This is a genomic window from Thermosynechococcus sp. HY213, from assembly GCF_031460975.1.
Classification (GTDB): Bacteria; Cyanobacteriota; Cyanobacteriia; order Thermosynechococcales; family Thermosynechococcaceae; genus Thermosynechococcus.
On sequence record NZ_JAVKVB010000004.1, the window covers coordinates 40955 to 65880 of the forward strand.

The window sequence follows — 24926 nt, forward strand, 5'->3', positions numbered from 1 at the left end:
AAGGGACATCGGCCAAATGTAAAAACACTTAAAATTATAGGCCTTTACCCTAACAGATGCAGCCAATTGCATTGAGCTGGCAATAAAAAAACTTGACAGCAAGGATAAATTATTTTTGGCCGCCCACCTGCAGGCCGGGGGGTAGGTCTAAGGTGTCACCAATGGTGATGCCATTCCAGTAGGCCGCCAGCAGGACATCACAGGTTTTGCCCCAGGCGATCGCCCCTTGATGGTCGAGGCCAATGGCGCCAAAATCCCGTTGCCGACTCGCGGCTTCCCGAAAGGATTTTTCAAAGGCCGCCTCAAGGGAAAGCCCATCGGTGACGCGCACCACAATCCGCGTGGCCAGCGCCTCATCCAGAATATCCTCACCAATGCCAGTACAACTGACTGCTGCTAAGCTGTTGGCATAGGTGCCGGCTGGCGTTGCGGAGTCACTGACCCGCCCAATACGCTCAAAGCCCTTGCCGCCAGTGGAAGTCCCCACGGCCAAGTGTCCCTGCTGATCTAAAACCACAACACCAATCGTGCCCCGCCTTGCCTCCTCAGCCACGACTCCGGCCATCGATGTTTGGAAATTGCCTTTGCGTTCCTCGAGCCACTCGTAGAGTCGCTGATCCGTGAGGGGTTGATACACAGGAAGCTGCAATTCACGAGCGAGCTCTGCTGCTCCCACATCGGACAGAATACGGTCAGGGCACTGTTGCAACCAATGCGCAAGGTCAATGGGATTTTTCACCCGTGAGACATTAATGACACCGCTGAGGCGCTGCCGCTGCCCATCCATGAGCGAGGCACTCATGCGAATTTGACCGTCGGATTGCAGCACAGACCCCGTGCCTGCATTAAAGCGCGGTTCATCCTCTAGGAGCCGACACCCCAAAACCACTGCCTCAATCGCCGTTGCCCCTTCTTTTAGGGTCTGAACCACTTGGCTGACAATGGCATGCAGGGATTGGCGGACGGGAATGAGACCGCCTTTGTCTTGGAGCGAGCTGCCGGCGCCGCCATGGAGAATCACAGTGGGTTGGGGCATCCTGAATAGGCGAGATAGAAATCAATGGACTAAATTCACGATACCCCGCGGCGAGGGTCTAAATCCACGGGCTGCCCTAAGCAACTGCTGCCGCTGGCATGGTCTCTGTCTGAGTCGTGGCTTCCTCAGTATCCAGTAGCGCTTGTAGTTCTTGGATGGCTTGTTGGGTATCTTCCACTTGACTGAGGAGCGATCGCGCGATTTTTTCCCCAGAGGCGGTGGACTCTACAACCTCGCGAATGTGATGGCGAAAATGATTGGCCATTTCCTCTACTTGTTGGTTGGCAAAGACCACTTGGTTGGCCAATTTGTTAATTGCCTCACTGATAAAATCGAAACCAGCCATCTGCTGGCCACTGCGACTGGCAATCAGCCCCGCCTGCACCGCAAGATGTTTCACCTGACGGGTAATCTCAGCAATTTGATGGGTGGCTTGGTCGATAATTTCCACGTCCTGTTTCAGCCGTTCGCTGAGGCGATAAACCTCCGCTGTGTGACGGCTAATTTGGTTAACCCCGGTGAAGGTTTGCTGAAAGGCTTTGCGCCCCCGCTGGGAAAGAACTTGGCTAATGGAGACGAACCGTTGATTGAGTTGGGCAATCCGCTCCGCTTGCTCACGCACAGAGCGCTCCTGCTGCTCTAGGGCTTCGTTCATCTGTTGGGTGCGGGTCAGCTCGCTTTCAAGGCGCTTGGCATAGTCTTGGTTCCGCTCTTTTTCCAGCTTTAACTTCTCAAGGAGTTGCTGGGTGTGGAAGTGCTGCTGCTGAATGAAGAGATTTTTCTTGCTCAGCACTTGCGCTTGGGCAATCAGGATCAGCCGCATATCCACCAACACCAGTTGCTTGCCCTTACGCACGACCACGGGTTCGTAGACAAAGGCGGGGGGGCGACTCAAGGCCTGTTCCACAGCTTCTTCCACAGGAGTGCGTGCCATCAAAACAAGGGGAGGTACTTGGGGTGCAGCAACTTCTGGCAGCAATTTAATCGGGCGCGGCAAGTAGAGATCGCGACCAAACTGCTTGCTCATGCGCTCAAAAAACTTGACCTTGGAGATCATGCCGATGACGCGATCGCCTGCCACCACCAGTACCCCCGGTAGCTCAGGATAACGTTGAAATTCATCAGCCACTTTTTCAGAGATGGTTTCAGGGGAAACCTGATAGGAAAAATAGGGTAAGTCAGCCAACGTAGCGGCTGCAGACAGTTGGATATTGACTGTCTCATTCATTTGATTGTCCCCCAGAATGAGTATTCAATTGTTTTAGCGTGAAGACTGTACTCTGCTTTACCTCACTTAAATTATCTCGACTTAAGAGTAGGAGGAAATTATTTTTTGGTTATCTTTTGGTTAAGTTCGATTCCCACTAGATTTCAAAATACCCGAATTTTTCGTTTATTCCAGATTCACTGACTTCGGATTAAATTTAAGACGTATGGCAAATGAATGTTATGTAGAATACACTTTTTATTTTCGAGGCTATGAATTTTCAGCATACCACTGCTGCACCTGCTGTTGAATGGCTGCCGTTTCTGTGGCACTCAGTTTATCCAAATTTTTGAGGATAATGCTCATGCGTCCTTGGCGACTCAAGATTTTGCGGTGCCGGGCTAGAAAGTGCCAATAAAAAAAGTTAAAGGGACAGGCGCGATCGCCCACTCGTTGCTTGGGATCATAGGCGCACCCTTGGCAATAATTACTCATGCGCTGAATGTAGTTAGCAGACGCCGCATAGGGCTTGGAGGCCAAGCGTCCGCCATCGGCAAATAAGCCCATTCCCAAAACATTGGTTTGCATCACCCAGTCGTAGGCATCAATAAACACGCTGTGGAACCAGTTTTCCACTTCTTGCGGAGACAAGCCAGTAATCAGGGCAAAGTTGGCGAGGATCATCAGCCGTTGAATGTGGTGGGCATAGCCTGTGCGCTCAATTTGCTGCAGAACGTGGCGCAGACAGTTCATGGTGGTGCGATCGCTCTGCCAAAAGAACGTCGGTAAGGGGTGAGTGTGCTGAAAGAAATTATGCTGGCAGTAGTCAGCACCAAGGTAGTGATAGAGACCATACATATACTCACGCCAGCCGAGAATTTGGCGAATAAAGCCCTCCACACTGTTGAGGGGCAGCGGCCGTTCCCTATAGGCGGCTAAGACAGCATCGATCACTTCTTGGGGGTGCAATAGCCCTAGGTTCAAATAGGGGGACAGCAAACTGTGCCATAGGGTCTCTTCTCCTGCCACCATGGCATCTTGGTAGGGGCCAAACTGGGGCAAGCGGTATTCAATAAAGTTTTCCAAGACCTGCAGCGCTTGGGCGCGGGTGACTCCCCAGTCAAAGGGTTCGATGTGGCCGTAGGTGTCAAAGTTGCCTTGGCGCACTGTCTCAATGACTTCTTGGCTGATCTGATCGGGAGAAAAGCGCAGCGGTGGTGGCGGTTTGAGGCGAGTAGGCGGCGGTTGGCGATTTTCGGCATCGTAGTTCCACTTGCCACCCACGGGGGATTTACCGTCCATGAGAATTTGAAACCGTTGGCGACCGGCGCGGTAGAAATACTCCAACACCAGCGTTTTGCGACCTTTCGCCCAGTCCTGAAATTCTGCTTCTGACCAGAGAAAGTGATTGTTGGGCAAGAACTTAATGGTACAGGGGAGATCGAGGGTAGCGATCAGATCCCGAAAGGGGCGATCGCTGGGCTGCATGATCCGCAGTTCGTGGATATGGTGAGCTTCAATCCACTGTCGCAAGGGGGTAGCAAAGTCGGGGGCGATCGCATAGGTCACCGGCCAACCGGCTGCCTCGAGTTCTTGGGCAAAGTGGCGCATGGCCGACCACACCAGCACGAGTTTTTGGGCATGGTAGCGGCGTTGTTGCACCCATTGGCGGGACTCAATGAGGATGACGGGCACAGAAGTTGGACAGCTTTGCAGGGCTGATTGCCCTTGCCACAGTTGATCGCCTAAAACCCAAACGCCAATGGCCATCCGAACTCAGATTGTAAATAAGGACTAAGGGAGAATGGTTTAGTACAGCCAATGTGATTTATCTTAGTGTTCAACTGTTGCAACTCCATACGACACTCATCATGCAAATTCGCCGGCGTCCCCCTAATCCCGCTGTAACCGTTCGCAACCTCCACTACCAAGTACCGGTGGCCGATGAGGCTCCCCGCAATATCCTTGAGAAAATCGTTTGGCACAAGGAACAGGAGGTAGAGCAACTGCGGGAAGTGCTCCCCCTGCCGGACTTGCAACGTCAGGTACTCGATGCACCACCCGTACGCTCCTTTTTCGCCGCGCTGCAAAACCCTGTCACCCAGCCAGCACTGATTGCCGAGGTCAAGAAGGCCTCTCCCAGTAAAGGGGTGATTCGCCCCAACTTTGACCCGGTGGCGATCGCCCAAGCCTATGTTGCCGCTGGCGCGACTTGCCTTTCCGTCCTAACGGACAGTGAGTTTTTCCAAGGCAGTTTTGAGTACCTGGCTCAAATTCGCCAAGTGGTGGACGTGCCACTGCTGTGCAAGGACTTTATCATTTACCCCTACCAAATGTTCTTAGCGCGGTTGCGGGGCGCTGATGCGGTTCTCTTAATCGCTGCCATTCTCTCGGATCGCGATCTGCGTTATTTCCTGCGCATTGCCCATGGCTTGGGGCTAACCGCATTAGTGGAGGTGCACAGCGCCGAGGAGATGGAACGGGTACTTGAGCTGGAGGACGTACAGTTGGTGGGCATCAACAATCGCAATTTGACGGATTTTAGTGTTGATCTAGCCACCACTGAACAGCTTTTGGCCACCTATGGGGCGCAACTGCGCGATCGCGACATCCTCGTGGTCAGTGAATCGGGCATTCATCAGCGCGCTGATGTTGAGCGGGTGACCCAAGCGGGAGCCAAGGCAATTTTGGTGGGAGAATCCCTCATGCGACCCCCAGCAGAGATGGCGCACCTCAGCGCTGCGGAGCAACTCCAAGCACGGATTCAGCAGTTATTCCCAGAGTTGGCACACAAGTAGCGCAGTTAACTATGCCCCTGAAGGCAGTCTTATTGGATTTCAATGGGGTGATCCTTGATGATGAGGCGATCCATGCCGCCCTCATTGATGAGATTCTGCTGCAAGAGAACTTGCGACCCCAGCGGGGGGAATACGATCTCTTTTGCTTGGGACGCAGCGATCGCGCCTGTTTGGATAATCTCCTCAGTCGCCGCGGCCGGGCAGTGACCCCGGCCTATCTCGACAAACTGGTGGCACAAAAGGCAGCTGCCTACCGCGCACGCCTAGCCAATATGGAGCCTTTTCCCTTCTTTGCGGGGGCGATCGCCCTGCTGGCGAAACTCCATGCTGCGCAATTGAAAATTGCCATTGTCACCGGTGCCCTGCGATCCGATGTGGACTTGGCTCTTGAGCGGGGAAACTTGACTGGCATTGTGGACTGCATTATCAGTGCCGAAAGCGTAGAACGCGGTAAACCCTATCCCGACCCCTATCTCCGTGCCATTGCAGCCTTGCAAGCCCTAGGGGGCGATCTCACAGCCGCTGATTGTCTGGCGATCGAGGACACCTTGGTGGGGGTGCAATCCGCCCGTGAAGCTGGTGTCAAAGTCTTGGGGGTCGCGCACACCTATCCCTTTCACATGCTCCAGCGTCGTTGTCAGTGGGTGCTCGATCGCCTTGATCAGTTTGACCTAGCAGAAATTGCCCCTGTTTTTGACCGTCGCGTGGCTAGGGCAACTGCCTAAAGGTGTTTGACCTCAGCAATGAGTTGATTGAGCACTTCCTTGGCATTGCCAAACAGCATCAGCGTTCTGTCCTTGTAGAACAACTCATTGTCAATACCGGCAAAGCCCGGATTGAGACTGCGCTTGATCACAATCGTGTGTCGTGCCCGATCCACATCGAGAATGGGCATCCCATAGACAGGGCTACCGGGGTTCGTGCGCGCGGCTGGATTCACGACATCATTAGCACCAATGACCAGTGCCACATCCACATGCTCAAACTCTGGATTAATGTCCTCCATGTCCTTGAGTTGGGGGTAGGGGACATTGGCTTCGGCAAGCAGCACATTCATGTGACCGGGCATGCGACCTGCCACCGGGTGGATCGCGTATTTGACATCCACACCCAGCCGCTCCAGTTGATCTGCCAGTTCTTTGACACTGTGCTGCGCTTGGGCAACCGCCATCCCATAGCCGGGAACAATGACCACAGATTTGGCATAACCCAGCATCATCGCACTTTCTTCGGGGTCAATGGTGCGCACTGACTTCGCGGTGGCATGAACACTACCCTCAGCACTGCCTGTGGTCGAGCTACCAAAGCCACTAAAGAGCACATTGGCCAAGGAGCGATTCATGGCCTTGCACATAATTTGGGTCAGAATCAGCCCCGCAGCTCCCACCAAGGCACCCGCGATAATCAGCATACTGTTGCCAACGATGAAGCCCGCAGCACTGGCAGCCAAGCCCGAAAGGGAGTTCAAAAGGGAAATCACAACCGGCATATCAGCACCGCCAATGGGCAGGACAAAGAGCACCCCCAAAATGCTGGCGATCGCCACTAGGCCCCAGAAAATCGGCATCTGACTTGGATGCAACCACACCCAGCCACTGGCCACCCAGAAAGCCACCAGCAAGCCGAGGTGAATCGCCTGCTGCATCGGGAAAATGATCGGGGTTCCCGAAATCAATCCCTGAAGCTTACCAAAAGCCACAAGGCTACCAGTAAGGGTGACACCCCCAATCAGCACCCCCAAAAGAATGGTGATCAGCGTACTGGGGGTCAGCGGTTCACCCAACGCAACGATGCGGCAAAATTCCCCAATGCCCACCAAGGCAGAGGCCGCCCCTCCTAAGCCATTGAGTAACCCCACCATCTGGGGCATGGCCGTCATTTCCACTTTGTAGGCAGCGATCGCGCCAATGACACTGCCGAGGCCAATGGCCGCTAGGATGCCCGTATAGCTAATAATCTGGCGATCGAGGAGCGTGACCACAATCGCAATCAACATCCCCAAGGCGGCAAGGCGATTTCCTTGACGGGCCGTGGCCGGAGACCCCAGTTTTTTCAAACCGAGGATAAAGAGCGCCGCAGCACCCAGATAGCTCAATTCTTCAATGCGTGTTAGCCAATCCATGGTTCCTACCGCTTAAACATCTGCAACATGCGATCCGTGACCAAAAAACCGCCCACCACATTAATCGTGGCGAGCACTGTCGCAATAAATCCCAAGACCACCGTTAAAGTGGTGTGCCCACTCCCCGCCATCAGTAGGGCACCAATTACGGCAATCCCCGAAATGGCATTGGAACCAGACATCAAGGGGGTATGCAGGGTGGGGGGAACTTTGTTAATCACCTCAAAGCCAATGAAACTGGCCAAGACAAAAATCATCAGACCGACAAGAATGGGATCTGTCATAGAACGAATCCTCTAGGGACATCTCTAAACCGTTGTTGCCAAGGTTTGGGCAGGATGCAGCAGTTGCAGTACCCGTGGGTTGCGAACCTGCCCTTCATGGGTGACACAGGCGGCATCCACAATGTCATCGCCAAAGTTCAAGACCAATTCCCCTTGGGGGGTGAGGTACTTCAGAAGGGTCGAAATGTTTTTGGCATACATTTGACTGGCATGCACCGCCATTGTCGAGGGCAGATTAATTGGGCCAATAATGGTGACCCGCTGATGACAAATAGAGCGCCCCGGTTCTGTGCAGGCACAGTTGCCCCCCTGCTCAGCGGCTAAATCCACAATCACCGAACCCGGTTTCATGCTGGCCACCATCCGTTCTGTCACCAAAAGAGGGGCAGGCTTGCCGGGAATTTGAGCAGTGGTAATGACCACATCGGCACTGTGGACATGGGCAGCGATCGCCTCTTGGGTTTTGTGCTTCGCCGCCTCAGAAACCTCTTTGGCATAGCCGCCGGCAGCAACCGTATCCTCCTCAAGGTTAACTTCGACAAATTTGGCACCGAGGCTTTGTACTTCCTCCTTGACCGCTGGGCGAATATCAAAGGCTTCAACCACGGCTCCCAAACGCCGCGCGGTGGCGATCGCCTGCAAGCCAGCCACCCCTGCCCCAATCACAAACACCTTGGCGGGGGGAATCGTACCCGCTGCCGTCGTCAACATCGGGAAAAAGCGCGGCAAATGGGAAGCGGCCAATAACACCGCCGCATACCCTGCCACCGCTGCTTGGGAAGACAAAGCATCCATACTCTGGGCGCGACTCGTGCGGGGAATGCACTCGAGGGCAAAGGCAGTAATCTGCCGCTCTGCCAAGTGTTGCATCTGCCATGGATTGCCCAAGGGATTGAGAAAACTAATTAAGGTGGTGCCGGGTCGAATCCACTCCACCTCGCGATCGCGCAGCGGCGCCACCTTGAGCAGCACATCCACACCGCCCCAGACCTCTTCAATGGAGTAACCAATTTCCGCACCTGCTGCACGGTAGTCATCATCGCTGAAGTGAGCCATATCCCCTGCACCAGACTCCACACAGAGGTGATACCCCTGCTGCACCAGCTTGGCAACGACTTCGGGAATCAGGGCAACCCGTTGTTCACCCACTTCGCGTTCCTTAACGACCCCAACTTTCATAGGCACTCTTGGATAGGGTTTGCAGTCTTGACAGAACAATTCCTTGGTGTACTCATCCGGACATTTTTATAACCGCCCGACACCGTCACAACACATTCACCTGCTGTCCTGTACTGATACTCAAGCTACTGCGATCCCCTTAGGAATGCGAGGAAATGTCAGCATTTCATGGGGATTCTCCACAAGTCTTATGATCCCCAGTAACGTTTGTAACAAATGTTGACATTATCATTGAGTACTTTTACTTAATTTCCCCTCGTCATCCTTTTGTATGCTCAAAGGAGCTATACCTCATTTGGGGTTGCCGATGGAATTTCCTAGTAATAGCGACTAATTGCCTTATCAAAGGGATTACGTTCAAAGCAAAACTTAAAGTAGTTATGCCAAATGTCGGGATTAATCGCGTTGTTAACTTCGGCAGCCGTGAAGTGATTGTTACACTTGCGCTTAGACCCCTGATAAAAGAGAGCGAGCCAGTCTGACAACCGATAGTCAACCAAGGGAGCACGAAAATTGCGAGGCTCTGGATAACCCAATTGACGACGGATGCGCTCATCCTGCCAGCGAATCGGTGTGATGACATCCTGACTACCACAAAACTGGGAGAGGGCAATTTCAATACTGGTGCCAGCAGTTTTACGAGTTTTCAGGAAAATAAACCGATAGGTGTGGTTAATAATCATTGCGAATAGCTATCCAGAAGGGCAGTTTGACCGCTACTTGCGCTCTTGTGGCAGACTAGGAGATTGCAAGTACAGAGTCACAGGCATGTTCAAAACAATTTTAGTGGCACTCGATACCAGTGAGTTATCGGCACGGGTGATGGCAGCGGTGGCACAGTTAAATCTTGACCCAGATGCCCAAGTGATTCTCAGTCATGTGATTTCACCGGTGGAGTCGGGGTTTGGGGTCAGTGCCGATCGCCCCTCGTTGCATCCGCAAATGGGCACCTACCGCAGTATTGAGCAGCATTTACAACAGTTCCAAAGCCACCTCCCCTGTGACTCGGAAATTGAAATTGTTACCGGTGACCCCGTCGAGGAAATTTTACGCTTGGCCAATATCTATGGGGCAGACCTGATTGTGCTGGGGAGTCGCGGCCTCACGGGGGTTGAGCGGGTTGTGCAAGGCTCAGTAAGTGGCGCCGTTGTGGCGGATGCCCCCTGTTCGGTGTTTGTGGTTAAGTCAGCGGAAACTTAGGGTATGACAGCACCATTGACGGGTCTGACAGCGGCGGAAGTGGCGGAGCGGCAAGCCAGAGGTCGCATTAACCGTCAAGCGAGTGAAAGCAATCGCACCTATGGCGACATTTTGCGGGAAAACCTCTTCACGTTTATCAATGGGGTTTTTGCTTTTATTAGCGTCATTTTGCTCTTTTTAGGTCGTCCGGGAGATGTGGCCGCCATCATCGTGGTGGTGTTTCTCAATGCCATCATTAGCATCCTGCAAGAAATTCGCGCCAAACGGCAGTTGGATGAAATTAGCCTCCTCACCCGTCCCCGTGTCAAGGTGCTGCGCGATCGCCAAGAAGCCATTATTGATCCCGCAGAAGTCGTAGAAGGGGATATTCTCCTTTTGGAGCCGGGGGATCAAATCGTTGCCGATGGCACTGTCGTTGGTGATGGACAGATCCAAGTGGATGAGTCCTTGCTCACAGGGGAGTCGGATCTCATCTCCAAGCAAGCGGGCGATCGCCTGTACTCCGGGAGCTTTTGTGTACGCGGTGCCGCTGCCTATGTCGCCGAACAGGTGGGGGAAGCCAGTACCGCCCATCAACTAACTGCTGCCGCCAAAACTTACCACCACAAACTGACCCCCCTGCAACGGGAAATTAACCTGATTATTCGCGTCATCCTTGCCCTTGCCATTTTCCTGTGGCTATTGGTGTTGCTTTCGCTGTTGGTACGCCTGACCACCCTACAAATGAGTGTGCAAACGGCGGCAGTGGTGGCGGGTCTTGTCCCCGTGGGCTTGTATCTGACAATTACGCTCACCTATGCCTTGGGGGCATTGCGCATCTCCCGTGCCAATGTCTTGGTGCAGCAGGTGAATGCCATTGAATCCCTCAGTGGCGTCGATATTCTCTGCCTTGATAAAACGGGCACACTGACGGCCAATGCCCTTGAACTCCATAGCTGGTACGCCCTCACTGATACAGAGGAAAAGACAAAAGCGGCTCTCGCCACGTTTACCGCCAGTGTTAGTGCTCCGAACCGCACCCTTGTTGCCCTCACGGAGGCCTTTGACGGCAGGCCCCAGCCCCTACGCCTCGAAATTCCCTTTTCCTCCGCCTACAAGTGGAGTGCCGCAGCGTGGCAGGACTCGGAAACGTTTATCTTGGGGGCACCGGATGTTCTCTTCAAGGCTGAAGACCTCTCCCCTGAGGTGACTGAATTACTCCAGCGGGGACGGCAGCAGGGATTGCGGGTGCTTCTCTTTGCCCGTAGTTGCAGTGATCCGCAATGGGATGAGCGGCAGGAGACTGCCCTCTTGCCCCCAGACCTAGAACCCTTAGCAGTGATTTGGGTGGGCGATCGCCTGCGACCCCAATCCCGTGAGGTTCTAGAACGCTTTCAGCAAGCCGGAATTCAAATCAAAATTATCTCCGGCGACCACGCGGAAACCGTTGTTGCCCTTGCGAAACAAGTGGGTCTCGATGATGGGGCGATCGCCATCTCCGGTGCAGAATTGGCCGCCATGGATGATCCCAGCTTTGATCAAATGGCCGAGAAAGCCACGGTCTTTGGTCGCATTACCCCCGAGCAAAAGGCGAAACTCGTGACTCGACTACGCGCCCTTGGGCATCAGGTGGCCATGATTGGCGATGGTGTCAATGATGTGCTGTCCCTGAAGCAGGCCAACGTGGGAATTGCTATGGAAAGTGGCAGTGCCATTACCCGGAATGTGGCTGATATTGTATTGCTTGCGGATTCCTTTGCCGCCTTACCAGCCGCCTTTCGTGAGGGACAGCGCATCTACAACGGCATTCAAGATGTCACGAAGCTTTTTTTGGTGCGGGTGTTTAGCTTTAGTTTGCTTTGTCTAGTCACCGTTATGGCAGGGCGCGCCTTTCCGCTGCTGATTAAGCACAATAGCCTGCTCACCCTGTGGGGAGTGGGTCTGCCGACCTTGGCGGTGGCTTTTTGGGCAGTGCCGGGGCCGCGTCCCCATCGATCGCTGATTCGTTCATTGTTGCACTTTGTCATCCCCGCCACCCTAAGCCTCGCACTGTTGGCCATTTTCATGTACTTGGGGGTGTTAGCACGGGAACTGACGCCCCTTGTGGAATTGCTCCAAGGACGCTTTGATCCAACGCTGTTGAATGGCCGCGAGGTGCTCTTAGAACTGGGGCAGAGTGTGGCGATCGCCCGCACGGCCTTGGTGACGACCCTGATGCTGGCCTCCCTTTGTTTAGTCCTGTTTCTCAAACCTCCCCATCCCACATGGGTTGGCGGTGCGCCTTTAGTGGGCAACTGGCGTTATGTTGCTGTGGTTTTAGCTCTGCTGGCTGCCTTCCTGATCATCAGCTTCTCGCCGACCCTACGGGCAGTGGCCGAGTTGGAACCCCTGTCGTGGTCACTATGGGCATTGATTGTGCTGATTGTCTTGCTATGGGTGGTGGTCTTGCGGGCTTTTTGGCGCTATCGGCTTTTGGATCGCTTCCTTGGTGTCGATCTCAGTTAGGCATGGGGGGCGCGATCGCGCTGAATCGAGTAGAGATGGGCATACAACCCCCCTTGGGCGAGGAGTGTCTCATGGTCTCCCTGCTCGCGAATCGTCCCTTGATCCAAAACCACAATTTGATTGGCGTCCCGTACCGTACTGAGGCGGTGGGCAATCACAATCATTGTGCGAGTGCCGGTAATGGAGCGCAGAGCCAGTTGAATTTCCCGCTCCGATTCATAATCCAGACTTGAGGTCGCTTCATCAAAAATCAACACATCGGGATCCGCCAAGAGGGCACGGGCAATCCCTAGGCGCTGCCGCTGTCCCCCCGAAAGCCGCAACCCCCGTTCACCGACAATTGTGCGATAGCCCAAAGGCAACTGCTGCACAAATTCATCCACCCGCGCAATGGCACAGGCCTCATAGACGGCGTCGGCACTGACCTCGGGGTTGGCATAGGTGAGGTTATCCCAGAGGGTGCCATTAAAGACATCCACCTCTTGGTGGACAATGGCCAAACGACGGCGATAGGCGCGGACATCGAGGGTTTGAATATCTTGGCCATCAATGAGAATCTGCCCCTGATCCGGCTGGAAGTAGCGAAAGAGCAGCTTGATCAAGGTGGATTTCCCGGAACCCGATCGCCCCACCAAGGCCACCGTTTGGCAGGGTTCAATGAGTAAGTTAATATCCCGCAGAATGGGACGCCCCGGCGTGTAGCTAAACCAAACGTGCTGAAAATCCACTTTGCCGGAAAACTTCAGGCTAGGAATCTCCTGTTGCTCCAGATCAATGGCATCGCGACCGGGGGGCAATTCCATAAATTCATGGAAGCGCAAAATGGAGGCATAGCGGCGGGCAAACACCTCAGACACCTGCGAGAGGGGGGTAATTTCGGCATAGGCCATACTGGCAAGGGTGTAAATCGTCATAAAGTGACCAATCGAGACCCGGCCGGCGATTGTGGCTGCTAGGGAAAACCCCAACAAACTGAAAAGACAGAACTGGACTACGGTTCCCTGCCAAGTAATCAGGTGCATATAGCCGCGATGGATGCGGTCAATGACCATCTTGAACTCACGATCGAGGCGCTGCCTTTGGCGAGCCAATTCCCGAGCCTCGGTGGCAAAGGCCTTGACGGTTTTGATATTGGTAATGATTTCTGAGGTGCGGCTTTCTGTGCTTTCGATGTGGCTGTCGAGAATTTCTTCCTTTTGAATGATCCGTCGCAGGGTGCGCAGGGTCAGCACCAGAATCACAGTAAAGGAGGTCAACAACCCAAGGGCGATCGGCCAATCAAGCCACCAGACAATCACGCCAATCCCCAGCACCCGTACCAGTTTGGGAATCAGTTGACCGGCAATTTCGGGATAGCTCCACGTATGGTTGGAAATCCCTTTGCTAACACGATTGGCAATGCGACCCGGGTTGTTTTCCTCAAAGAATTCTAGGGGCAGCGTCAGAATTTTCTCGACGGCTTTGCGAGTGTGGTCGCGGCGGGCAGCCAAGGCAATCCACCAGTGGAACCATACCCCCAGCCACGGTTGAATTGGGGCACGCACCACAGTGGCCAAAAAGACAATACTGCCGAGAACGGTGAGATTGACGCCAAAGGCATTGTTCCAGCCCGTCCATGTTTGCAGCGTATGGGCGATCGCCACCACTGGCGGATCAAGGGGTTGTTGCGAGAGCAGGTTGAGAATTTGACCAATGGCATAGGGCACGAGCAAATCCACCAGTTCGCAGAGACTAGCTGCGGTCATACTGGCGATCGCCATCCCCCGATAGGCGCGATAGTAACCCAGAATGGAGCGAAACGTGGCCATAAAAACAGGACAAGCACTGTTCCTATTTTAAGATTTCTTAAAATTTTCTGCCGTCGCTCTTGGGTTGAGAATGCCCTTAGACCTTCACAGAGACTGGGGTGCGATTGAGGCGCGTTTCATAGGGGGCACTGGCAATCAGCGATCGCCCGGTCATCTCAGGGGGTTGAGGCAGCCCCAAAATTTCCAGAATTGTTGGCGCAATATCCGCCAGACACCCATCCTCTCGCAGGCTCACATCTGTAGCATGGCCGGGGATTTTGCGTTTCTCCCCTTCCACCAAGATGAAGGGAACGGGGTTAGTGGTGTGAGCCGTCCAAGGGTTACCGTCCTCGTCAATCATGTACTCAGCGTTGCCATGATCAGCGGTAATCAGCAGCGTGCCCCCCACCTTTGTTGTTGCTTCCACCAATACGCCTACACAGCGATCCACGGTTTCAATGGCTTGAATTGTTGCCACTAATTGCCCCGTGTGCCCCACCATATCGGGGTTAGCAAAGTTCACCACAATTAGGGCATATTCCTGTTTCTCAATAGCCTCCTTAACCGCTTCTGTGACGGCAAGGGCAGACATGGCTGGCGCTTGATCGTAGGTGGCCACCATTGGACTGGGGATGAGAATGCGATCTTCGCCAGGGAAGGGTTCCTCAAGGCCGCCATTGAAGAAATAGGTGACGTGGGCATATTTTTCTGTTTCCGCTGCCCGCAATTGCTTCAGGCCATGCTCGGCAATCACTTCCCCAAGGATATGATTGAGGTTTTGGGGCGGGAAGGCGACACCACAGTTAAAGTTGGCATCGTATTGGGTGAAGGTCACGTATTCCAAGGGCGTAATTAGCGTCCGCTCAAAGCCACTAAAGTCAGGGTCAATAAAGGCTTGGGTGAGCTGGCGGGCGCGATCGGGACGGAAATTAAAGAACACCACGCCATCGCCGGGTTCAACGGCTCCTTCAGCAATGCGCGTGGGGACAATAAATTCATCGCCAATATCTTGGGCATAGGACTTACTGGCGACATCCACCGCCTGCAGGGGTTGAATATTTTCATTGCTGGTCATGACGCGGTAGGCCGCCTCGGTACGATCCCAACGGCGATCGCGATCCATGGCATAGTAGCGACCACTCACCGTCACAATTCGTCCGCAGCCAATGGTTTTCAGGCGTTGCTCCAATTCCTCAAGGACACCTGCGGCATCGCGGGGGGGTGTATCGCGACCATCGGTAATGGCATGAATACAGGCCGGTAACTCATAGCGCTTGGCCAGTTCCACCAAGCCGTAGAGGTGATCAATGTGGGAATGCACCCCGCCTGCAGAACACAGACCGATAAAATGCAGCTTGCCCTTGCGCTCCTTCACAGTTTGGCAGAGCTTCACAAGGACGGGATTGCTAAAGAGGCTACCATCTTCAACGGCATCGGAAATGCGCACCAACTCTTGGGGAACAATGCGCCCAGCACCGATATTTAAATGCCCCACCTCGGAGTTACCCATTTGACCTTTGGGGAGTCCCACCGCCTTCCCAGAGGTGTAAATCAATGTGTGGGGGTAGGCTTGCCACAAACTGTCCATAACAGGCGTATTGGCGCTAGCGATCGCATTACCGTAGGTCTCTTCGCGATAGCCCCAGCCATCCAAAATCATCAAAACAACGGGCGCAACAGGAGACGATGCCATGTGAATGCCCTACCTTAAACTTCTCTGGGAAATGGTGTAAATTGTACAACCTCGCAAATGATACCATTCTCCACCGCGAGAGACAAATTGGGTAGCTTCTGCTACAGTCCGCACGCTGGATCAATTCTGAATCCATAGATAGATCTATCCTAACGGATCAACGATGGCCAAATGTTGAAAACTGTTACAGATGCGGCTTTTCGGGATTAAATCCTTGAAGACAAAAAATTGCCGTGATAGTATCCAAACTGTTGTTTGTTAGCCAAAATTGGGAGTCGTCCGTTGTCACTTCGGGTAGCAGTGGTCGGTGGTGGTCCAGCGGGTTCCTCAGCCGCCGAAACCTTAGCCAAAGCCGGAATCCAGACCTATCTCTTTGAACGTAAATTAGACAATGCCAAGCCCTGTGGCGGTGCGATCCCCCTGTGCATGGTCAGTGAATTTGACTTGCCGCCGGAAATCATTGACCGCCGCGTGCGCAAAATGAAGATGATTTCCCCCTCCAATATCGAGGTGAACATTGGCCATACCCTCAAAGACCACGAGTATATCGGTATGTGTCGCCGCGAAGTCCTCGATAGCTTTATGCGCAATCGGGCGGCGGATTTGGGCGCCAACTTGATCAATGGCACCGTCTTTAAGCTGGAGCAGCCCGCCACCAGCGATCAGCCCTACACCCTCCACTATGTCCAAGAGGATGGCACAGCTCAGACCCTTGAAGTGGATGTGGTGATTGGTGCCGATGGGGCAAATTCCCGCATTGCCAAGGAAATTGATGCCGGCGATTACAACTACGCCATTGCCTATCAGGAGCGCATCCGCCTGCCTGAGGACAAAATGGCCTACTACAAAGAGTTGGCAGAAATGTACGTGGGGGATGACGTGTCCCCAGACTTCTATGCATGGGTTTTTCCGAAATATGACCATGTGGCCGTGGGCACCGGCACCATGAAGATTAACAAAGATCGCATTCGGGAGTTGCAAGCGGGAATCCGCGCCCGTGCTGCTGCCAAACTGGAAGGGGGGCAAATTATTAAAGTGGAAGCTCACCCCATTCCTGAGCATCCGCGGCCGCGGCGGGTGGTCGGTCGCGTGGCTCTGGTGGGAGATGCAGCCGGTACGGTCACCAAGTCTTCTGGGGAAGGCATTTACTTTGCCGCCAAGTCAGCCCGCATGTGCGCTGAAACCATTGTCGAGACCTCCAACAGCGGTCGCCGTATCCCCACCGAAGCAGATCTCAAGCTCTACCTGAAGCGCTGGGACAAAGCCTACGGCATGACGTACCTAGTGTTAGATCTGCTGCAACGGGTCTTTTATCGCTCCGATGCCACCCGTGAGGCTTTTGTGGAGATGTGTAGCGATATTGATGTACAGAAGCTCACCTTCGATAGCTACCTCTACAAGACGGTGGTGCCGGCTAATCCCTTAGTGCAGTTGAAAATTACGGCAAAAACGATTGGTAGCCTGATGCGGGGCAATGCCCTTGCGCCCTAAGTGAGTTGCGGATCCGCCCTCGCCCTTAGAGGGCTTGGATCCACTCATGAATGCTGTACTCTATCCACACCTGATGCTGCCAGTAGGGGTCGTTTTCAATCAATTGGCGCACGGTCTCTTCGCTATCCGCCGCGTAAATGGCAAAAAAGTAGCGCAGGTCTTTCGTAGGACCAATGGTGATGAGCACCCCTTGGGCTTTTTGAGCCGCAAGGCCGTCGAGGTGTGCTTGGCGATGGGGGGCACGCCGTTCGAGGACATCCTCACAGTAGCGTCCCCAAGCCACAAATTTGGTCATTTGATCCTCCTAGGCTTGTTCGGCAGCCAGTTGTGCCAGTTGTTCCTGCTGATCACGGCTGATGCAGGCTTGAATAATGGGTTCTAGATCTCCTTCTAGGACACTGCTGAGGCTAAAGTTCTGTCCCAAACGGTGGTCGGTGACGCGATCGTCTTTGTAGTTGTAGGTGCGAATTTTTTCGGAGCGATCGCCCGTACCCACTTGGGAGCGACGCATTGAGGTAATGGCTTCCTGCTGTTCCCGCAGCTTCATTTCGTAGAGTTTTGCCCGTAGGATTTGGAACGCGCGCTCCTTGTTTTTCAGTTGGCTACGCTCTTCGGTGCAGAAGATGCGAATACCCGTCGGCTTGTGGAAGAGGTCAACGGCTGTTTCTACTTTGTTGACGTTTTGGCCACCGGCACCTCCGGATCGCGCTGTGGTGAGTTCAATATCCTTGGGATCAATTTCTACTTCCACTTCATCCACTTCGGGCATTACCGCCACGGTGGCCGTAGAGGTGTGAACTCGCCCCCCCGCTTCGGTGACAGGCACCCGCTGCACGCGATGGACACCGGATTCAAACTTCAGCTTGCTATAGACGCGATCGCCCTTGATTTCGAGGATGGCTTCCTTGAAGCCCCCCATTTCTGCAAGGGATTCACTGACTAAGCTCACCTGCCAGCCTTGGCTTTTGGCGTAGCGGGAGTACATTCGCACTAAATCCCCTGCCCAAATTCCCGCTTCATCGCCCCCAGCACCCGCTCGAATTTCGAGCATGATGTTTTTATCATCATTGGGGTCACGGGGCAGCAGCAGAATTTTTAGGCGTTCCTCCAGTTCGGTAATGCGGCGGCTGAGATCCGCGACTTCTTCTTCAGCCATCTGGCGTAGCTCGGGTTCATTGACTGCTTCTTTAAGCAGTTGGCGGGCATCCACCAGTTGCTGATTGAGGGACTGCCATTCGTGATAGGCGTTCACCGTCTCCTCTAGGGCAGCACGGGAGCGAGCCACCTTCTGAAATTCGGTTGGGTTGACCGCCACATCGGGATCCGCCAAGCGACGGGTAAGTTCTGTAAAGGTTTGCTCGACAGTGCGGAGTTTTTCCAGAAGATAGGCTTCTGCCATAGGAAGGGCGGCGATACTCTAGACTTTGCGGGAGTAGTACTCAACCACGAGGAGTTCATTGACTTGGAGAGCAACCCATTGCCGTTCGACAATACCAGTGACTCTGCCGGTGAGGGTGCTTTTATCCAGTTCCAAGTGGCTGGGAAGATTGGCAAGACCGGGATTTTGAAGGTTGGTTTCCACCAAGCGGCGCGATCGCTCATTATCGCGGACGGTAATCACGTCCCCCGGACGGCACTGATAGCTGGGAATAGACACACTGCGGCCATTGACCAGAATATGGCCATGATTCACCAGTTGGCGGGCTGCTGGAATCGTTGGTGCCATCCCAAGGCGGAAAACAGTGTTATCCAGCCGCATTTCCAACAACTGTAGAAGGGTTTGCCCCGTGGAACCACTGACCCGACGGGCTTTGCGCACATAGCGTACAAGTTGCCGCTCCGAGACCCCGTAGTTGAAGCGCAGTTTTTGCTTTTCGTCAAGGCGCAGGGCATATTCCGAACGCTTTTTGCGGGCTTGGCCGTGTTGACCGGGGGGATAGCTCCGCTTGGGGGCTTTGCGGGTGAGACCAGCCAGTTCACCCAGACGACGGACAATTCTCAAACGAGGGCCACGATATCGAGCCATGCAACTATACCCAACCTACAGTGATGATGGTGTCCAACCAAAAATGTGCAAAAAATACACTGATTTGCCGAGGGCAACTTAATCAGCTTGCCTAGTATATCAAGGGGATGGGCGCGATCGCAACCCTAGGACGAGGATTTCTAGGGCAAACGCATAGTAGAAAAGTAAGCCAATCGTTTGTGGGAATGCCACCATGCCAACCCTCTGCCCGTCTGCTCGACCACGTCAAAACCCTAGAAGACCCCCGCGCAGAACACTTGCTAGAGCATCAACTCCTTGACATCATTGGTCTGACCATCTGTGCCGTCCTCTGTGGTGCAGAGGTGTGGGTGGCGATTGAGGATTACATGACTGGACTGTAGTGTACGATAAAGACTTAATCTCGTCCCCATCGTAGCTGGCTTTCGCGTCGCGGTGGCGAATCGATAAGTGCGGGGAGTCCATGTAGCTCACCTTTTAGGTAGAGCGCGGGACTGATAGCTCCCTGAACCCCTCATTAAGTTAGAGCAACAGGTGTAACCCAATCTCTTCGATGGAACTGATCCAAGCTGCCCTGCCGGCCTTTTTGCGGGGAGCACTAAATACACTCATTTACTATTGTCAGTGTGATTGCCGGCGTGGACTTAACCTCAGTGATGCGGGTGTGGGTGATTCGCAACAGTAGCCAGCCATTTCCTCTGTATGCGCTGGCCTTAATTCTCTACCTGCTAATGAGTTTGCCGATCGCGTGGTGGGGACGGCGTTTGGAGCAGCGGCTAAAGGCTAAAATATCTTAAGGTCTGCACATTCTGGAGCCGCTTTCCCTGTGAGCGATCGCCTGCACCTGACCCACTTACCCAGTCTCGCCACAGAACGGGACGGCCAAGATGTTATCCGAGGTCTGACTCAGCAACCCAAGTCTCTTCCCTCCTACTACTTCTACGATGCTGCGGGATCACGCCTCTTTGAGCAAATCTGTGAGCTGCCGGAATACTACCCCACCCGTACAGAATTGGGCATTTTAGAGACCGCCGCCGGGGCGATCGCCCAACTCACGGGCGCCTGTGAACTGGTGGAACTGGGCAGTGGCAGCGATCGCAAGATTCGCCTTCTCCTATCGGCCTATGCCCACATACAACCTCGGCTGTACTATCGTCCCATTGATGTCAGTGGCTCGATCCTCAAAACCAGTGCCATGGCTCTTCTTGCCGACTATCCGCAGCTCAGTATTCATGGTCTTGTCGGTACCTATCAAGTGGGATTAGAGCACCTACCGCCCCCCTTGGCACCTCGGCGCTTGCTCTGCTTTCTCGGTAGCACCATTGGCAACCTCTCCCCCAGCGAATGCCAGACCCTTTTTCAACAGATTCATCGGGTTCTTAGGGACGGGGACTATTTCCTGCTGGGCGTGGATCTGATCAAAGACACGAGTATTTTGCTCCCTGCTTACAACGATGCCCAAGGGGTGACGGCTGCCTTTAACCGCAATCTCCTCCATCACCTCAACTGGCGCTTTCAAGGAAATTTTCAGCCCGCAGCCTTTGCCCATCGCGCCATCTATAACCCGATTGCCCAGCAAATTGAAATGTATCTCGATTCACAGCAGCGGCAAACCGTTACCTTGGCTGCCCTTGATTTTCAGTGCACTTTTACTGTGGGTGAACCGATTCTCACCGAAATTTCCCGCAAGTTTGATCTTGCTGCCCTCAAGGCGGCATTAACGGCTGCTGGATTTCGATGGATCAAGGCCTTTACCGACCCTCAGCAGTGGTTTGCCCTCTGCCTCTGCCAAGTTTAGAGCGAAGGCCTTTGGAATAGGTTAGAATCAGGGAGAAAAGCCGCCTTCATGGCTCAGGTTGCGGCATTGATAGCTCAGCGTGGAAGGATTCTATGCCCATCGGAGTACCCAAAGTCCCCTACCGGATGCCCGGTGAACCCTACACCCAGTGGATTGACATCTACAACCGTCTCTATCGCGAGCGGATTATTTTCCTTGGTAAAGAAGTCGATGATGAGATTGCCAACCAAATTGTGGCGGTGATGCTCTACCTTGACTCCGAAGATCCGGGCAAAGACATCATGCTCTACATCAACTCCCCCGGTGGCTCCGTCACCGCTGGCATGGCAATCTATGACACGATGCAACATATTAAATCCGATGTCGTCACCATTTGTGTGGGTCTGGCTGCCTCGATGGGGTCTTTCCTCCTTGCAGCCGGTACCAAAGGCAAACGGTTGGCATTACCCCACTCCCGCATCATGATTCACCAGCCCTCTGGTGGTACCCGTGGCCAAGCAACGGATATTGAGATCGAAGCTCGCGAAATTTTACGGGTACGGCGACAACTCAATGAGCTATACGCCCACCATACCGGCCAGCCCCTCGAAAAAATTGAGCGGGATATGGATCGTGACTTCTTCATGTCCGCCGAAGAGGCAAAAAACTACGGCTTGATTGATCGGGTGATTGAGGAGCGTCACAGCTAGTTTGCTGGCACATTGGCTGAGAGTTCAAATGAACATGAGGTTGAACATGTTGCAATTGCTCAAGTCGGCTATCGGCATTCCCCTTGTGATAGGTGGCATCCTTGTCCTAGGAGTAGGTCAACCAGCGCGTGCCCAAGGCGCCAGCCCGTTGCCTCCGGAAATGATGAAGACCATGGTTGAGCAGCTGAGTGATTCCTTGGCAAAATATGTGTCACGGGCAAGTTGTACAGATATCGCCCAGTTGCTCAAAATGCTACCCACCAATGGTACTAACCCAGCTCCCGATTCCGGTTCCATCATCGGTGCTGCTATCCTGTCAGTCAGAAATAATCCGGAGCTGCAAGGGATCATTGTCTCGCGAGTGGGGCCACCGCTGGTCAGTAAAGTTGTGGAATGCAACATGATTTCGGCGGATCTACTGCTGAAGGCCATGAGTCAATCCCCCTCCAACCCCTAAAAGGAGCAACCCATGACTTGGCGTGCCACAACCACTGCGTTAGATCGTATCTTTGCCAGCTTAGCGTATCTGCTGCCGCTCTTCTACGTCATGCCCTTTGGTGGCTTTTTGTTTGATTTGTTTCCACCACTGCAAGCACTGGTGTTAGTGGTTTTACCGGTAGCCTTGATCTACTCCATTCCCTTTGCTGGCCTAATCGTTTTTATGCTGTTGTACCTGCTGGTGGTGCGCAACAGTCGTATCAGCCTTTTTATTCGCTATAACACGATGCAGGCACTGTTGATGGGGATTGTGCTGTTTATTGTCCAACTACTGGTACAACTGCTGATCCGCGTTGCTAGTTTTGACCTGCTGATTAAAGTGCTCTTCAACTTTGTCTTTATTGCCACGGTGATTGGCGTCGTCTATGCGGTGGTGCAGTCTGTACGCGGCATCTATGCCGAAATTCCCACGCTGTCGGATGCCACAAAAAGCCAAGTGTTTTAGGGGATGCGAGGGAGTCCCTCATCCCGTATGATCAGAAGGTGACGCTACGAAAAACGACAACATCATGGAAACACTCAAAATTACCGTTTATATCGTTGTGACCTTCTTTGTCCTGCTCTTTGTTTTCGGGTTCCTTTCGGGTGACCCAGCTCGTAACCCCAAGCGTAAGGATCTCGAGTAATCCTCGCCAAAGGGGGTGGGCATCGGGTAACGTAACTAGGCAGTGGTCGTGAGGAAGTTTGGCCGTTGTTGTTTTTACCCCTTTTTGCTAGTCTGCCCCCCCCTGCACAACCCGCAGAAATGACTGAGGTCAGCGGCGCATCACCAGCGGAGCTACTTGGAACAACGGTAGCTCCTGATCTTAGCAGTACAACGCCGATCAGCCCTAGGCCAACACCGAATTTTACAGCCCCCCTCCGTCTTGGGGAGGCCAATGCTGAAACGCCCGTTGTCCGTGATCAACCCTTAGAGGTGACGGCCGATCGCCAAGAGTTCGATCTGATGCGGCGCTTGTTTAATGCCATTGGCAATGTTTTCCTCCGCTTCAAGGAAGCTGAACTCACCGCTGATCGCATTCAAACCGATATTGACGCCCAAATTCTGGTGGCGGAAGGTAATGTGACGATTACGCGCGGCGATCAAGTCTTGCAGGGCGATCGCTTGGAATATAACCTCAGACTCGATCAAGGCTCTCTCACCAATGCTCGCGGCGTCGTCAATACCGCTAGGGTGGATCAAGACCTGAGCCTGACCCGCTCTCCTAGCCCCCCACCCCTTAGCCCTCTCCCCGGTCTTGACGAACAGGGCACAGATCTCCAAGCAGAAGTGACAGAAACCTTTGATCGGTTGCGCTTTGAGGCCGATCGCCTAGAGTTTGATGGCCGCCGCTGGTTGGCGACAAACCTGCGAATCACGAATGATCCCTTTAGTCCGCCAGAGCTGGAGGCACGGGCTCAGGAAGCCACCGCCGAACCCCTCAGTGCCGATGAAACCCTGCTCAAGGTACGACGGGGTCGTGTGGTCTTTGATCAGCGGGTGGCCTTACCCATTGTGCTGCGGCGGTTTGTTGTAGGTCGTCCCTACGAAATTCTCCCCTTTGAGTTTGGCTATGATGAACAAGATCGCGGCGGCGTATTTCTCGCCTATCGGTACAGAGCAATCAATACCCCCAATACCCAAATCACCTTCCTGCCATCCATCTATTTAGAACGGATCATCAACAATGACTTTGATGTTTTTGATGCTAAAAGCTACGGGGCGGCGATCGAGCTAGGCCATCGGTTCACGCCGCAGACTCGTGTGCGCGGTTACGGCTTCTTGAATACGCTCAACCCTAACGACTGGCCGAGTACGTCACGCGCAGGGGTAGACTTGTTCCACAATTTTGATGCCCGCAATCTCCTAACGGTTTCTGCCCTTTATCGCCAACGGGTTTTTAATCGTTCCCTTGGGGAGCAGGAAATTACCAGTAGCTTTGGCGGCACGTTCAGTGGTACAGGTATTCCCTTAACTCAGGGCCTAGCACTCAGTTATCTTCTGGGAGGTCAATACGTCACGGCAGCCAGTGATGATCCCTCCTTACCCCCTAAGCCAAGCCTAGGTCGTCTTCAAGCTGCCGCAAGTCTTAACTGGGTGATGCCCATTTGGCGGGGCACTCCCTTACCGCCGACGCGAACCCAAGGCCTGCGCTATAGCCCCCGTCCTGTACAACCCTTCTTGCAGTTCTATAGTCAGGTAGGCGGTGTAGCGAACTACTATACCAATGGCAGTACCCAACCCGCGTTAGTTGCAGGGGCAGGGTTTCGGGGTCAAGTGGGTCATTTTTCTCGTCATTGGTTTGACTACACCAGTTTTGATGTGGGATTTACACAGACATTGAGTGAGCCATCCTCGCCCTTTCTCTTTGATCGGATTACTGACTTTAGTGTGCTCAACGTGGGATTGTTGCAGCAGATTTACGGTCCGCTGCGAGCGGGTACCCAAATGCAAATTAATGTGGACACAGGGAGAGTTTTTGATACAAACATTATTGTTGAATATAGCCGTCGCACCTATGGGGTGGTGTTTCGCTATAACCTCGATCGCCAGTTGGCGACGATTCTTTTGCGCATTAATGGGTTTAACTGGCGCGGCAATGCTGATCCCTTTTCCAGTCCCGGACTGGGTACGGCGACCGATGGTGTGATTCGCTCCAATTAGGATGATGCTTC

25 protein-coding genes are annotated in these 24926 nt (G+C 53.6%); 13 read left to right on the forward strand and 12 right to left on the reverse strand.

What is annotated here, in order from left to right; genetic code table 11:
* Positions 1-109 precede the first annotated feature (109 nt).
* The 3 genes from RHK62_RS01430 to RHK62_RS01440 form a co-directional block, all read right to left on the reverse strand.
* A complete protein-coding gene (locus RHK62_RS01430) occupies positions 110-1036 on the reverse strand; it encodes an isoaspartyl peptidase/L-asparaginase (RefSeq protein ID WP_302678662.1) in 927 nt (308 codons plus the stop codon).
* Positions 1037-1112: 76 nt separating this feature from the next.
* Positions 1113-2264 carry a hypothetical protein gene (locus RHK62_RS01435; RefSeq protein WP_310453160.1) on the reverse strand — a complete coding sequence of 384 codons (1152 nt, stop codon included), beginning with the start codon at positions 2262-2264 and terminating at the stop codon, positions 1113-1115.
* A 249-nt stretch (positions 2265-2513) separates the two neighbouring features.
* The gene (locus RHK62_RS01440) at positions 2514-4013 is read right to left on the reverse strand and encodes a cryptochrome/photolyase family protein (protein ID WP_310453161.1); all 1500 of its coding nucleotides are present in this window, start codon (positions 4011-4013) and stop codon (positions 2514-2516) included.
* A 101-nt stretch (positions 4014-4114) separates the two neighbouring features.
* Between RHK62_RS01440 and trpC the strand changes: the two genes are divergently transcribed.
* Both trpC and RHK62_RS01450 read left to right on the forward strand, forming a co-directional pair.
* Complete coding sequence (trpC, locus tag RHK62_RS01445; RefSeq protein WP_206200758.1) at positions 4115-5041, forward strand: indole-3-glycerol phosphate synthase TrpC; 927 nt, start codon at positions 4115-4117, stop codon at positions 5039-5041.
* A gap of 11 nt (positions 5042-5052) precedes the next feature.
* Entirely contained in the window at positions 5053-5766 is a 714-nt protein-coding gene (locus RHK62_RS01450; RefSeq protein WP_310453162.1) for an HAD family phosphatase, read from the forward strand.
* On the opposite strand, the gene RHK62_RS01455 is transcribed toward RHK62_RS01450, so the two are convergent.
* The 4 genes from RHK62_RS01455 to RHK62_RS01470 form a co-directional block, all read right to left on the reverse strand.
* The gene (locus RHK62_RS01455; RefSeq protein ID WP_302677100.1) at positions 5763-7163 is read right to left on the reverse strand and encodes an NAD(P)(+) transhydrogenase (Re/Si-specific) subunit beta; all 1401 of its coding nucleotides are present in this window, start codon (positions 7161-7163) and stop codon (positions 5763-5765) included. The genes RHK62_RS01450 and RHK62_RS01455 overlap by 4 nt on opposite strands.
* A gap of 5 nt (positions 7164-7168) precedes the next feature.
* Positions 7169-7447: an NAD(P) transhydrogenase subunit alpha gene (locus RHK62_RS01460; RefSeq protein ID WP_206200761.1), complete on the reverse strand. Its 279-nt coding sequence runs from the start codon at positions 7445-7447 to the stop codon at positions 7169-7171.
* A gap of 24 nt (positions 7448-7471) precedes the next feature.
* Positions 7472-8626, reverse strand: a complete 1155-nt coding sequence (locus RHK62_RS01465) for a Re/Si-specific NAD(P)(+) transhydrogenase subunit alpha (RefSeq protein ID WP_302677101.1) — start codon at positions 8624-8626, stop codon at positions 7472-7474.
* A gap of 317 nt (positions 8627-8943) precedes the next feature.
* Positions 8944-9309: a sulfotransferase family 2 domain-containing protein gene (locus tag RHK62_RS01470; RefSeq protein ID WP_206200763.1), complete on the reverse strand. Its 366-nt coding sequence runs from the start codon at positions 9307-9309 to the stop codon at positions 8944-8946.
* Between the two features lie 85 nt (positions 9310-9394).
* Here RHK62_RS01470 and RHK62_RS01475 point away from each other — a divergent pair, with 85 nt between their 5' ends.
* A complete protein-coding gene (locus tag RHK62_RS01475; protein WP_206200764.1) occupies positions 9395-9826 on the forward strand; it encodes a universal stress protein in 432 nt (143 codons plus the stop codon).
* Positions 9827-9829: 3 nt separating this feature from the next.
* Positions 9830-12310: an HAD-IC family P-type ATPase gene (locus tag RHK62_RS01480; RefSeq protein ID WP_310453163.1), complete on the forward strand. Its 2481-nt coding sequence runs from the start codon at positions 9830-9832 to the stop codon at positions 12308-12310.
* On the opposite strand, the gene RHK62_RS01485 is transcribed toward RHK62_RS01480, so the two are convergent.
* Both RHK62_RS01485 and gpmI read right to left on the reverse strand, forming a co-directional pair.
* The gene (locus RHK62_RS01485; protein WP_310453164.1) at positions 12307-14118 is read right to left on the reverse strand and encodes an ABC transporter ATP-binding protein; all 1812 of its coding nucleotides are present in this window, start codon (positions 14116-14118) and stop codon (positions 12307-12309) included. The genes RHK62_RS01480 and RHK62_RS01485 overlap by 4 nt on opposite strands.
* A 76-nt stretch (positions 14119-14194) precedes the next feature.
* Positions 14195-15790, reverse strand: coding sequence for a 2,3-bisphosphoglycerate-independent phosphoglycerate mutase (gene gpmI / locus RHK62_RS01490; protein WP_206200767.1), 1596 nt, complete (start codon positions 15788-15790; stop codon positions 14195-14197).
* Between the two features lie 282 nt (positions 15791-16072).
* On the opposite strand from gpmI, the gene chlP reads away from it, so the two are divergent.
* On the forward strand, positions 16073-17281 hold the full coding sequence (chlP, locus tag RHK62_RS01495; RefSeq protein WP_310453165.1) for a geranylgeranyl reductase: 1209 nt from the start codon (positions 16073-16075) through the stop codon (positions 17279-17281).
* 25 nt (positions 17282-17306) lie between these two features.
* Here the strand turns inward: chlP and RHK62_RS01500 are convergent, their stop codons facing one another.
* From RHK62_RS01500 to rpsD, 3 genes are read right to left on the reverse strand one after another with little or no spacing between them, the layout of a single operon-like run.
* Complete coding sequence (locus tag RHK62_RS01500; protein WP_302677106.1) at positions 17307-17576, reverse strand: YciI family protein; 270 nt, start codon at positions 17574-17576, stop codon at positions 17307-17309.
* 9 nt (positions 17577-17585) lie between these two features.
* On the reverse strand, positions 17586-18680 hold the full coding sequence (gene prfA, locus RHK62_RS01505; protein WP_206200770.1) for a peptide chain release factor 1: 1095 nt from the start codon (positions 18678-18680) through the stop codon (positions 17586-17588).
* Between the two features lie 18 nt (positions 18681-18698).
* The gene (rpsD, locus tag RHK62_RS01510) at positions 18699-19307 is read right to left on the reverse strand and encodes a 30S ribosomal protein S4 (protein ID WP_181495092.1); all 609 of its coding nucleotides are present in this window, start codon (positions 19305-19307) and stop codon (positions 18699-18701) included.
* Positions 19308-19492: 185 nt separating this feature from the next.
* Here rpsD and RHK62_RS01515 point away from each other — a divergent pair, with 185 nt between their 5' ends.
* From RHK62_RS01515 to RHK62_RS01550, 8 genes are all read left to right on the forward strand, one after another.
* Positions 19493-19669: a transposase family protein gene (locus RHK62_RS01515; RefSeq protein ID WP_225901682.1), complete on the forward strand. Its 177-nt coding sequence runs from the start codon at positions 19493-19495 to the stop codon at positions 19667-19669.
* A 255-nt stretch (positions 19670-19924) separates the two neighbouring features.
* Positions 19925-20083 carry a hypothetical protein gene (locus RHK62_RS01520; RefSeq protein ID WP_302677107.1) on the forward strand — a complete coding sequence of 53 codons (159 nt, stop codon included), beginning with the start codon at positions 19925-19927 and terminating at the stop codon, positions 20081-20083.
* Positions 20084-20112: 29 nt separating this feature from the next.
* Positions 20113-21084, forward strand: a complete 972-nt coding sequence (gene egtD, locus RHK62_RS01525; RefSeq protein ID WP_206200773.1) for an L-histidine N(alpha)-methyltransferase — start codon at positions 20113-20115, stop codon at positions 21082-21084.
* 92 nt (positions 21085-21176) lie between these two features.
* On the forward strand, positions 21177-21773 hold the full coding sequence (locus tag RHK62_RS01530; protein WP_225901614.1) for an ATP-dependent Clp protease proteolytic subunit: 597 nt from the start codon (positions 21177-21179) through the stop codon (positions 21771-21773).
* A 34-nt stretch (positions 21774-21807) separates the two neighbouring features.
* Positions 21808-22230 carry a hypothetical protein gene (locus RHK62_RS01535; RefSeq protein ID WP_206200774.1) on the forward strand — a complete coding sequence of 141 codons (423 nt, stop codon included), beginning with the start codon at positions 21808-21810 and terminating at the stop codon, positions 22228-22230.
* Between the two features lie 12 nt (positions 22231-22242).
* Complete coding sequence (locus RHK62_RS01540; protein WP_206200775.1) at positions 22243-22716, forward strand: Tic20 family protein; 474 nt, start codon at positions 22243-22245, stop codon at positions 22714-22716.
* A gap of 64 nt (positions 22717-22780) precedes the next feature.
* Positions 22781-22897, forward strand: a complete 117-nt coding sequence (locus RHK62_RS01545) for a photosystem II reaction center protein I (protein ID WP_011056917.1) — start codon at positions 22781-22783, stop codon at positions 22895-22897.
* 68 nt (positions 22898-22965) lie between these two features.
* Positions 22966-24915 (forward strand): DUF3769 domain-containing protein, encoded by a 1950-nt coding sequence (locus RHK62_RS01550; protein WP_310453166.1) that lies wholly within the window; start codon positions 22966-22968, stop codon positions 24913-24915.
* Positions 24916-24926: the final 11 nt, after the last annotated feature.